The following is a 10,938-nucleotide window of genomic DNA, read 5'->3' as shown; positions in this document are numbered from 1 at the left end:
ATGACAACGATGGATCCGGAACTTGTAAAGCGGTGGCGCTTGATTCTTGGAGCCGCCGCGGAAGAGAAGCTGCAAGGGGCCAGCAGGCTCGGGACTCATTCCGGCCTGCTGGACGAAGAAGGACGATTGATGGATGAGGCATTGGCGGCTATCTATGACGGTACCTCGGGAATTGACGGAGGCGGTACCGGGACCGGGATAGTTGGCAGAGGATCAAGATCGGCGGGACTTGGCGCTTCCACACCCAAATTGGCGAAGTGGCTTGGCGATGTGCGTTCCTTTTTCCCGTCCGACATTGTATCGGTCATTCAAGCGGACGCCGTTCAGCGCAAAGGGTTGACGAAGCTGTTATTCGAGCCGGAGCTGCTGTCTCAGGTAAAGCCCGATATTGGAATGGTTGCGACCCTTATGTCGCTTCGCGGGCAAATTCCGGAACGAACCAAAGAAACCGCGCGTACCCTTGTGCGGGAAGTGGTGGACGAGATTGTCCGGAGGCTGGCCAGCGATCTTACCCGCGCCGTAACCGGAGCGCTTAACCGCAGGAAGCATTCGCCGCTGCCTTCCTTGTCGGGACTCGATTGGGATAAGACCATTCGCAGCAACTTGAAGCATTACGACACGGAGCGCAAGCTTCTGATTCCGGAGAGAGTCTACTTCTTCGACCGGGTACGCAAAAGCAAGGAATGGACCGTCATTCTGGATATTGACCAGAGCGGGTCGATGGCCAATTCCGTTATCTATGCCTCTATTGTAGGATCGATCTTCGCCAGTATGCCCTCGCTGGATACCCATGTTGTGGCATTTGACACCGAGGTCGTAGATTTAAGCGAAGCCTGCCAGAACGATCCGGTGGATCTTCTGTTTGGCATTCAATTGGGCGGCGGCACGGATATTAACAAGTCTATTGCCTATTGCGAATCATTTGTTGCCGAGCCGAGGAAGACGATTTTCCTGCTGGTGTCGGATTTGTACGAAGGCGGCAACCGGACGGAAATGATCCGCAGATTAAGAGACATGCATGAATCCGGTGTCCGAACGGTCTGCCTCTTGGCTTTATCCGATGACGGCGTACCGTCTTATGATGAAGACGTCGCAAGGAAGCTGTCGCAATACGGCATTCCTTGCTTCGGATGCTCGCCGGATAGGCTGCCGGAGTTAATTGAAGGCGCATTGAAGGGGATGGATCTCCAGCAGCTGGCAGATCGCTTGAAGCAAGCCAAGAGTTTATAAGGATCGGAAGATAACGAAGAAGCCCTCGGCAACGAGGGCTTCTTCGTTATCTATTTAATTCGTTTTTTACCTTTCGAGACTTCTGGTGACAGTTAACATCACATTAATTTTGTATGGATGTGCATGATGCACAATTGACCTCGATGTTTTTAGTTGGCAATCTATACTTGGTGTAAGCAATATTGACGCAATACTAACAATGCCCTATATTTTCTCTAAGCTTTCTGAAATAATCGTTCGCATATTGGGGAGGGTCTGGGAATGAAGAAGCTGATAATGGTCGTTACGGCAGCTCTGCTTGTTTTCACTGCTGCATGCTCGAAGGAAACGAATACCAGCGCAACGAATACGAATGCGACCGCGGCTGCAAACAAGGGCGAAGAGCAAACAAAACCCCGAGTAGCTTTTGTCTATCTGGGTGTGCCGGGTGATGGAGGGTGGACGTACGAGCATGATCAAGGACGCAAGATGATGGAAGAGGAGCTGGGCATTACGGCTACAACGGTCGAGAACGTGCCGGAAGGCGCAGATGCCGAACGCGTATTCGAAGAGCTGGCCGAGAAGAATGATATTATATTTGGCACAAGCTTTGGTTATATGGATGCAATGGTTGCCGTGGCACAGAAGCACCCGGATGTGAAGTTCCTTCACGCGAGCGGCTACAAGACCTCGGATAACCTCGGTACCTACCTGGGCAAAGAATATCAAAGCGCTTATCTGGTGGGGATGGCTGCCGGAAAAATGACCAAGAACAATCACCTCGGCTACGTCGGAGCTTATCCGATTCCGGAAGTCATCTATACGATCAACGCGTTTGCGCTTGGCGTGCAAAGCGTCAATCCGGATGCGAAGGTGGATGTCGTATGGAGCAATACTTGGTTTGATCCAACCGCGGAACGCCAGGCTGCAACCAGCCTGTTAGATAAAGGCGTGGATGTGCTGGCAGCCTATCAGGATTCGCCGGCCAGCATTCAGGCAGCGGCTGAGCGCGGCGTATGGGGAATCGGGAATGATTCGGATATGAGCAAATATGCACCGGACTATTACATTTCCAATCCGAAGTGGAACTGGGGCCCTTATTATGTGGAGACGGTGAAAGCCATTATGGACGGTACCTGGAAGTCGGAGAGTTACTTCGGTTCGATGAAGGACGGGATTACGGACATCGCACCATTTGGCAAGAATGTACCTCAAGACGTTAAAGATCTGGTAGAAGCGAAAAAGAAAGAGATACTGGACGGAGCATTCGATGTATTTACCGGACCTATCGCCGACCAGACCGGTACGGCTAAGGTTCCCCAAGGCAAAGCCATGACTGTTGATGAAATCTTGAACATGAACTGGTTCGTCAAAGGAATCGAAGGAACGATTCCTCAATAAATCCGGTGAGCGGGGAGGTGCGGACATGATTAGACAAGATCCTGTATTGGAACACGAATGGCATCCGGTGGCTCTTGCCGCCGATGTCACTGGCACGCCTAAGCAAGCGATCGTACTGGGAGAAAAGGTTGTATTGTTCCGTACGAAGCAAGGGGTCCGGGCGATGAAGGACTTATGCATCCACCGCGGCGTTCCGCTCTCGCTTGGAAGGGTGGAGAATGATCAGATCGTCTGTGCTTACCACGGTTGGTGCTATGACGGCGACGGACGTTGTGTCCGCATTCCGTCTTTGCCGGAGTCCCATGCGATTCCGTTAAAAGCGAAGACTCAGACTTATTATTGCAAGGAGCAGCATGGTTTCGTATGGGTTTGCCTCGGGGAGCCCAAGGAGGAGCATCCGCCGCTTGCGGGTAAAGTTAATGCCGAGCTTATCCCGATCTGGATGGGACCTTACCCGGTTCAAGCCTCTGCGCCTCGCGTCATTGAGAATTTTCTGGACGTATCGCATCTGATGTTTGTTCACGAAGGGCTGCTAGGCGACAGCGCTTTTGCGGAAATTAACGATTACAACGTGCATCAGGTCGACGGGGCGCTGGTTACCGATGAGATTATCGTGTACCAGCCGGACCCTGACGGCCGTGGGGTAGGTGTACACAACCGATATATCTATGAAATCTATACGCCATGCTGCGTGAAGCTGGTGAAGCGAAGCGAAGGATCGGACGAGGAGTTTCATCTCTTCTTGATCGTACTTCCCGAGACCGAGACAACTTGCACGGCATTTATGCTGCAGCTTCGCAACTATGCACCGGAGATTCCGGATCAGATATTTATCGATTTCCAGAATACGCTGCTCGAGCAGGATAAACGGATTGTCGAAGAGCAGAAGCCGGAGCTGCTTCCGCTGGATCTGCAGGCGGAGCTGCATCTCAAATGCGATCGCGTCAGCATTGCTTACCGGCGCAGATTGAGGGAGCTTGGCGTTACGATTGGAACGGAATAATGAAAAGCATGTCCAGGAAAGGCCGCTGCAACGCGGCTTTTTTTGTTTTTTAATAGATAAATCTGGTTGACTTATCCTTTCGAGGAATTTATACTCCACTTATTAAAATAGTTTTAAAAAGTGTTTTAATAAAGGAGTAGGAGTATGTCATCTTACACGCATAATACCATTCACGTAAAAAAAATGAATGTAGAGCTGGTAAAGAATGCCCTAAAGGCTCAAGGCGCGGGGACAAAGGCATCCATTGCGGGCTTGACCAAGCTAAGCGTTGCGACCTGCGGGACGATACTGAACGAGCTGCTTGCTATCGGCGAGATTATCGAATTGGAGCCGGATGGACCAAACGGCGGAAGACCTGCCAAGCAATACAAGTACAACGCCAACTTCGGCTGCATCATCTGTCTTCTTGTCAGGACGGAAGGCGGCATTCATTCCATTAGCTACAGCATTGTTAATTTGCTGGGCGAGACCGTTAACGGGACAACGGTACAGTTGAATCATATCGACAAGGAGGTTATCCACCGGTTGATTGAGCAATTAATCCAGGACAATGATAATGTGCAAGCCATTGGCATGGGAATTCCCGGCGTCGTTCACCTTGGAGTTATCGGCGTATGCGATGTTCCGGATCTTGCAGGACAGCCGTTAGGGCCGTATTTCGAAAAAAAATACGAGCTGCCGGTCACGATTGAAAACGACATGAACATGACGGTATACGGCTTCTACCATCTTCAAAATTTCGAAGAGGATAAGACGTTTGCCGTGGTGACGTTTCCGAAGAACCATTTTCCCGGCGCCGGGTTTATCGTTGACGGACGGATCCTGTCAGGCAATACGACATTTGGCGGGGAGGTATCCTATTTGCCGTTTGGCGTATCGCGCGAGGAGCAGCTCCGTCAGCTGCATACCGAGGAGGGCTTTATCCGGCTGGCCGTAATGACGCTTGCCTCCATTATTGCCGTTATTAACCCGGTTGCCATAGCCATCACGGGAGAGCTTCCGCGGGAATCGCAGCTGGATGACCTTTATTCGGGTTGTCTAAAGGATATTCCGAAGGAGCATATGCCGCAGCTTATCATTCAGAATAACATCCAGCGGGAATACATGACGGGCCTTGTGAGAGCTACCTTGGAAAGTCTCGCTTATCGGCTTCAGGTCACTCAGAAAAGATAAGATAAATCAGTTAGGAGCACATGAAGAGTGGAAAAAAGTATAGGCAAGATCAATAAGGTTTACGCCATGCAGCTGGCGACCATATTTATTGGTTTCATCATCTTCGGATTCTCGGAAAATATTAAAGGACCGGCTATACCGCGCATTCAATTCGATTTTCTGCTTAACGAATCCCAGCTAGGCACCTTATTATCCCTAAATGCACTGGGTTATTTGATAGCCTGTTCCTTCACGGCTTATCTGACCAAAATTTGGGGAATTAAATGGGTCACCGTTGCCGCATTTGCTTCCATGGCCTTATCCGGCATCCTGATTTTCTCTTCCCATTACTATCCGATGTTCTCGGCTTCGTATTTCCTTATGTATATCGGGAACGGGATGCTGGAGATTGGTCTGGCTATTCTAAGCGCCCGGATTTTTGTGAAAAACACGGGAACGATGATGAATATGACGCATGGCTTTTACGGGCTAAGCTCGACGGTCGCGCCGCTTATCGCAACGGGACTGATGAAGGTGACGATTGCCGGCCATACACTGGACTGGCGCGGGATGTACCTGGTCATGCTGATGTTGTCCGTCATTCCCATTGTTATTGCTTTGTTCAGTGCTTTCCCCGGGGATGATATCTCCCACGAAGACCGGGTTTCCTTTAAAGTGCTGCTGAAAGACAAAGTATTATGGTTAATGGTTCTGGTCCTGACGTTTGGCGTCGTGTCGGAACTGGCCGTTGGCGGATGGCTCGTCAACTTTCTGGAGAAAGCTTATGGCTGGGAGGCGGTTAATGCCTCCGGGATGCTATCTATTTTCTTCTTATGCTTTGCGCTCGCCCGGTTATTGTTTGGTCCGCTGACGGACCGGATAGGATTTGTATTGTCGCTAATTATTTTTTCCGGGTTTTCGGCCTTATGCACCTTCGCCGCTATAATCGGGGGTGAAGGTGCCGCCTATCTGTTTGCAGCATCGGGTATTGGGATTGCGATGATTTATCCTACCGTTATGGCGTTTATCGCCAAAAGATACCAGAAGGGCAGCGATACCGTCATTACTTTTACCGTTACCTTGATGGGGCTTGGCAGTGTCATCGGCAATTATCTGATCGGGGGAGTTATCGAGATCGTCAAGCATGTGGTTGGCGAAGATTCGCCAACAAGCCTGCTTCGCGGACTTCAGGCCGGCTACGGCTTCATTGGATTATGCGCGGCCTTATGCGCAATAACCGGACTTATTTTATACGCGTATTTGTTTAAGAGAAAAGAAATCATCTAAGTAGATAGGGCTTCAACATTTCCATGAGTAGAGAAAATATTGTAAAACAAGGGTGGCCCAAATGCCGCCCTTTTCTTATTTCTTTTCAATAAGCTGTGGGCAGGATACTTACAATATCTGGTTGAATACCTTAATAGATATTCTTGAAAGGAAAGGGATGAAAAAGCACTAATGTATACAAGTACTAGCTCTAACATCGGAGCTAGTACTTGTATACTTACTAGCCTGTTGGATGGTCGATCTAAGTTTGTCGATGGGAAAAATGGGGATTCCGTGGTTCAATTCGAAGGACAAGACTCTAATGGTTATGAATGGTTTCCAATCGATGATGTTACACCGATAAATTCATCACCGTTGGTCCAGCAAGCGGCCGATTGGTTTCGTACGAAGATGTTCCCAGTTAGTAGAAGTTCATATGATTACAGATCTTTAAGCTGAAGTGAAACTATAGTTTATGTTGCTCATCAGAGGCTCCGCTATGGCGGAGCCTTTTCTGTCCGGTTTCGATGACCTAAGCCTTTGGAATTTTCAGCACCGTGCCGGCTTTCACATCATCAATATTATCAATATGATTGTAATCCGCGATGAACATCACATATTTGTCGGAGCCGTAATAGATTTTGGAGATGCTGTAGAGCGTCTCGCCACTCTTTACGGTATGATCGGTTGTCTCGGAATCTTCCGGCTTGTCGTTTTTCAGGGAAGGAATGACGATGTTGGTGCCAGCTTTCAAGCCTACATTTTTATCAAGCTTATTTTCTTTCGCGATATAATCCACATATTCCGCCGATTTGTAGAACATTCTGGAAACTCCTGACAGCGTGTCGCCTGCTTGGATTAGATAGGTAACGGGCAAGCGTATTTTCGAATAGTCTTTCGTTCCTTGCTGGCTACCAATTATCGAGCCGGTAGTTGATGACAAGGACGGGATCTTAAGAGTATCACCGGCTTTCATATCATTAATGAACAAGATATGGTTATACTCTGCAAGCAGCGTATAATACTCCTTAGATTGATAGAACTTTTCTGCTATCAATCTTAGCGTATCGCCTTTTTGAACCACATAGGTGGTTGGAAGCTTCAAAGTTTTAGTAGGGGCTTCCGTTGATTTATTGCCTGTCTGTGCCGGCTTAGGCGTCCCCGTTGGCTTATCGCTTTCTCTGACCGGTGTGTTGGATGCAAGAGGAGCAGGTTCTTCTATAAAATCATTGTAATCCTCTGCAGGCTCTTGTTCTTCTTCACTGTTAACGGTTCCGGCGGGGATGGGATCATCTGCCCATAGCTCGTTTCCGTCATTCCCATTATTAAGGGAATCCGAATCAGCTGGCTTGCCAATTCTGTTCTGCCCAGTGGCTTGCTCGGCATCCTCGGCAGCTAGCGGAGGTTTAGAGTCAACTTTATTCGTATATTTGCCGTACAATACTCCGCAAATGCCAACAAGAATGATCATTATTGCCAGATAGATGATGAGATTTGTTTGTTTTGGAGATACCAATTTGGCTTTGGAATGTTTGCTGCTGCGTGTGGTTCTTTTATTCAAAATGTAATCTTCTCCTTTGCTACAAATTTAAACCTATTCTATCGGACTTATTGAACTCTGTGGAATGGGACTTAATAGCCAATTCATTCTCAACGAGCACTGCTGGTGGCGCATGAGAATGATGGTTAATATAGGTCTGCACGAATCTAATTAATTCAGGTATAATAGTAAACCTACATATCCTAAGAATATTAAAGGAGACTTATAGACTTATATGAAAAAAATTGTATGCCTGGCAATTTTGATCTGTGGGTTGATTAGTATTTCCGGTTATCTACCAAATCGGGTGGAAGCAAGCGGTAGTTATACGGCCAAGGTATACACCGATTCATTGAATGTCCGCAGCGAGCCATCGCGAGAATCGTTGATCGTAGGCGGTTTGAAGAATGGCGAAATGGTCACCGTTTCAGATGAAGAGTACGGCTGGCTGCGCATCAAGTCGGACCGCGTCTCCGGTTGGGCAGCAGGACATTATATGAAGAAAGTCGATGGCAATGTCGTTACGGCATCAGCGGCAGATCAAGATGACAGCGTGCAGAAGAGCTCTGCAGCCGCCCGCGCGACTGTGCTGGCCGATAGGCTTCGTCTCAGGGCAGGCGCCGGATTAAACCATGAAATTCTGGGATATCTAACAAAAGGTGAGGCAGTTACGATAATAGACAACCGGGAAGGGTGGGTTCGGGTCCAGACCCCGGATAAGCAACTTGGATGGGTATCGGATCGTTATATCGCGAAAGGAGAAACACAAACGGGGGCGGTTGCATCGGGAAAATCGAAGAGCCTCAAGGGAAAAGTAATCGTAATCGACCCCGGTCATGGCGGAGACGATCCCGGAATGATCGGAACTACATATGAAACGATTGAGAAAGAGCTTAATTTGAGCACATCCTTCTACCTAGAGGATGAGCTTCGCAGCCGCGGAGCGCGTGTCCTCATGACAAGAACGAAGAATGAAGAGAAGCCCGCGCTTACCGATAGGGTCAAAATAAGCGAATCGGCCGGTGCGGATGCATTCTTCAGCATCCATTATAATTCTTCGGAGAAAAACACGTCAGGCATACTTACCTTCTATTATTCGAATACAAAAGATCGGCCATTGGCCCGCGCGATAGAAAACAGGCTTGCGGACGGCATCGGCTTGAAGAGCAACGGGATTTCATACGGAAATCTTCACGTTTTGCGGGAAAATGATACGGTATCCGCACTCATAGAGCTCGGCTTCTTGTCCAACGCAAAAGATGAATCCATCGTCCGTGACTCGGACTATCAGAAAATAGCAGCCAATGCAATTGCGAATGGGTTGGAGGATTATTTCAGCAGGTAACTGAGTGGTTCGTACTCTACCGCTTCGTTCCTGCAGCGCTGGTTTATTATCTACATATGAATTTACAGAAATCATACTTCTTCGTTAATCCCCCTTGATGGCTAAGGGGGATTATTTATGGTGTCTTGTCATTCCTGCCAGCTTGTAATAGCATTACTCTACAAAACGGAAACGATAGACCACATCTTTGCCTGGCTATGGGCCGCCTCGTCTGAGAGGCCTAAAGACTTGTGAATGCCAGCTCCAGAAGCAGTTCGCCGACTTTCAAAGAAGTAAAAACAGACGAAAAACGAGATTGGTCAGACAGGGAACGATGGTGTACCATAAATTACACACCTTTCTTTGTTTGCATGGTTGCTAGTCACTCCCATGATACTAAACGAAGAAGGTATTTTTTTGTCTAGAGAAAGAAAAAACGCGAATTATCCCTACATTCACAAGGGACTCAAGCTAATTTTCGCGTTGCGAAAGTTGAGTTGTTAAATTTTGAACTTATTTTGTGGAGGAATCAACAGTGATTGTAAGCGCAAAATATCAGATCCCCCATATACGAAATACTATGGTATCCCGTCCGAAGCTGATGCGCAAGCTTAATGAGGGGATGGAAACCAAGCTTATGCTACTCTCTTTATAACAACAGTCGCAGAGTAGAAGCAGTTATGCTGGTGTTCTGCGACTGTTTTAGTTTATCTATTAAAAATCTGTGTTTTACTCAAATGTGCATCTCATCATGAAGGGGAAACAATAGTACAGTCCTCTGCGGGACCGGAAGCAATGTGAATATCACGGTATGCTGCGGGCGAGTTTGGATCGACTTAACATTCTTCAAAGTCTCCACATCTGCATGCTGATAACAAAATCAAGCTTTGAATTGACTCTCATGTGATCTGGGTTTGCCGTTTTAGGAATGATTACAAGACCAAGCTGAACATCGAATTGATACGATTACTCGACATACTTATTAAAAGTATCAATATATTCAGGGAAGGTGGGCACACTCAGTATGGCGAAAATTCGCCTATTACTTTCTCATTATGAAAGATAAAATACCAGTTATTTCCTTTGTTAAAGTGTGAATCGAGGTGTATAATCCGTTCAGACATCAGAGAGAAGAAGGGGGGAATTGGTTATGAACAACGGGCTTATCAATGCCATTATTGCGTATATCATGTGGGGTGTTCTCCCGCTATATTGGAAGCTGTTTAGTGACGTGCCTGCAGGAGAGATTCTGTCGCATCGGGTCATCTGGTCGTTTGTCTTCATGGGTATTCTTGTAGCTGTCCAGCGCCGCTGGGGCGACATGAAGCGGATAGCGACTAGCCGCGCGCTACTGCTGCCACTGGCTGCCAGTGGACTGCTGATCGCGGCGAATTGGCTTATCTTCATCTGGGCGGTTAACAATGGCCATGTCGTAGAAACAAGTCTCGGCTATTATTTGAACCCGTTGATTAACGTGCTTCTGGCGATCGTCTTCCTTCGAGAGAAGCCAAACCGTGGCCAATGGTTCGCGATTGCCATCGCTGGCGCCGCAGTGCTTATCATCGCTATCGACTACGGGCGGTTCCCGTGGGTCGCGATCTCGCTGGCCGCATCGTTCGGCTTGTACGGCTTCGCGAAGAAAAAGATCGCGCAAGACGCTTCTGTAGGCTTGCTGTCGGAGACGGCTGTCGTCCTGCCCATCGCGTTAGGCTACTGGATCTACATGGCCGCCGCAGGAAAGACGACGGCATGGACGCTGCCCGCGTCCACGTTCATCGAACTGCTATTGTCAGGCGTGGTTACGGCGTTGCCGTTGCTCTTTTTTGCACGGGCTGCTGCACGGATGACGCTATCCGCACTTGGATTCGTACAATACATTGGACCAACGATTATGTTGCTATTGAGCATATTCGTATTCAAAGAAGTAGTCTCTCCGGAACTGCTCGTCGGCTTCGCGCTCATCTGGACCTCGCTTGTCGTATACGCTGTGGCGTCACTACGGGGTACAAGACTTGCGAAGGCCAGTTAACGGCAAGGGCGCTC

At 48.4% G+C, this 10,938-nt stretch carries 8 protein-coding genes; 7 read left to right on the top strand and 1 reads right to left on the bottom strand.

Features of this window, described 5'->3' with window-relative positions; genetic code table 11:
• The 5 genes from M3194_RS13870 (at window position 1) to M3194_RS13850 (ending at window position 6,052) form a co-directional block, all read left to right on the top strand.
• Window positions 1–1,230 carry a VWA domain-containing protein gene (locus M3194_RS13870; RefSeq protein ID WP_251654664.1) on the top strand — a complete coding sequence of 410 codons (1,230 nt, stop codon included), beginning with the start codon at window positions 1–3 and terminating at the stop codon, window positions 1,228–1,230.
• A gap of 261 nt (window positions 1,231–1,491) precedes the next feature.
• On the top strand, window positions 1,492–2,610 hold the full coding sequence (locus M3194_RS13865) for a BMP family ABC transporter substrate-binding protein (RefSeq protein WP_251654663.1): 1,119 nt from the start codon (window positions 1,492–1,494) through the stop codon (window positions 2,608–2,610).
• A gap of 25 nt (window positions 2,611–2,635) precedes the next feature.
• Window positions 2,636–3,613, top strand: coding sequence for an aromatic ring-hydroxylating dioxygenase subunit alpha (locus tag M3194_RS13860; RefSeq protein ID WP_251654662.1), 978 nt, complete (start codon window positions 2,636–2,638; stop codon window positions 3,611–3,613).
• Window positions 3,614–3,757: 144 nt separating this feature from the next.
• Window positions 3,758–4,786 carry an ROK family protein gene (locus M3194_RS13855; RefSeq protein ID WP_251654661.1) on the top strand — a complete coding sequence of 343 codons (1,029 nt, stop codon included), beginning with the start codon at window positions 3,758–3,760 and terminating at the stop codon, window positions 4,784–4,786.
• A 66-nt stretch (window positions 4,787–4,852) separates the two neighbouring features.
• A complete protein-coding gene (locus M3194_RS13850; RefSeq protein ID WP_251654903.1) occupies window positions 4,853–6,052 on the top strand; it encodes an MFS transporter in 1,200 nt (399 codons plus the stop codon).
• Window positions 6,053–6,563: 511 nt separating this feature from the next.
• Here M3194_RS13850 and M3194_RS13845 read toward each other — a convergent pair.
• Entirely contained in the window at window positions 6,564–7,592 is a 1,029-nt protein-coding gene (locus M3194_RS13845; RefSeq protein WP_251654660.1) for a LysM peptidoglycan-binding domain-containing protein, read from the bottom strand.
• Between the two features lie 214 nt (window positions 7,593–7,806).
• Between M3194_RS13845 and M3194_RS13840 the strand changes: the two genes are divergently transcribed.
• Window positions 7,807–8,916 (top strand): N-acetylmuramoyl-L-alanine amidase, encoded by a 1,110-nt coding sequence (locus M3194_RS13840; RefSeq protein WP_251654659.1) that lies wholly within the window; start codon window positions 7,807–7,809, stop codon window positions 8,914–8,916.
• A 1,129-nt stretch (window positions 8,917–10,045) separates the two neighbouring features.
• On the top strand, window positions 10,046–10,924 hold the full coding sequence (gene rarD / locus M3194_RS13835; protein WP_251654658.1) for an EamA family transporter RarD: 879 nt from the start codon (window positions 10,046–10,048) through the stop codon (window positions 10,922–10,924).
• Window positions 10,925–10,938: the final 14 nt, after the last annotated feature.

Origin of the sequence: Paenibacillus glycanilyticus, assembly GCF_023715145.1 — a bacterium.
Taxonomy (GTDB): domain Bacteria; phylum Bacillota; class Bacilli; order Paenibacillales; family Paenibacillaceae; genus Pristimantibacillus; species Pristimantibacillus glycanilyticus_A.
This window is presented reverse-complemented; position numbering and strand designations above follow the sequence as displayed.

Excerpts from the sequence above, each read along its gene's own strand:
- M3194_RS13870 (WP_251654664.1), top strand. The coding sequence starts at position 1 with ATGACAACGATGGATCCGGAACTTGTAAAGCGGTGGCGCTTGATTCTT.
- M3194_RS13865 (WP_251654663.1), top strand. The coding sequence starts at position 1,492 with ATGAAGAAGCTGATAATGGTCGTTACGGCAGCTCTGCTTGTTTTCACT.
- M3194_RS13860 (WP_251654662.1), top strand. The coding sequence starts at position 2,636 with ATGATTAGACAAGATCCTGTATTGGAACACGAATGGCATCCGGTGGCT.
- M3194_RS13855 (WP_251654661.1), top strand. The coding sequence starts at position 3,758 with ATGTCATCTTACACGCATAATACCATTCACGTAAAAAAAATGAATGTA.
- M3194_RS13850 (WP_251654903.1), top strand. The coding sequence starts at position 4,853 with ATGCAGCTGGCGACCATATTTATTGGTTTCATCATCTTCGGATTCTCG.
- M3194_RS13840 (WP_251654659.1), top strand. The coding sequence starts at position 7,807 with ATGAAAAAAATTGTATGCCTGGCAATTTTGATCTGTGGGTTGATTAGT.
- rarD (WP_251654658.1), top strand. The coding sequence starts at position 10,046 with ATGAACAACGGGCTTATCAATGCCATTATTGCGTATATCATGTGGGGT.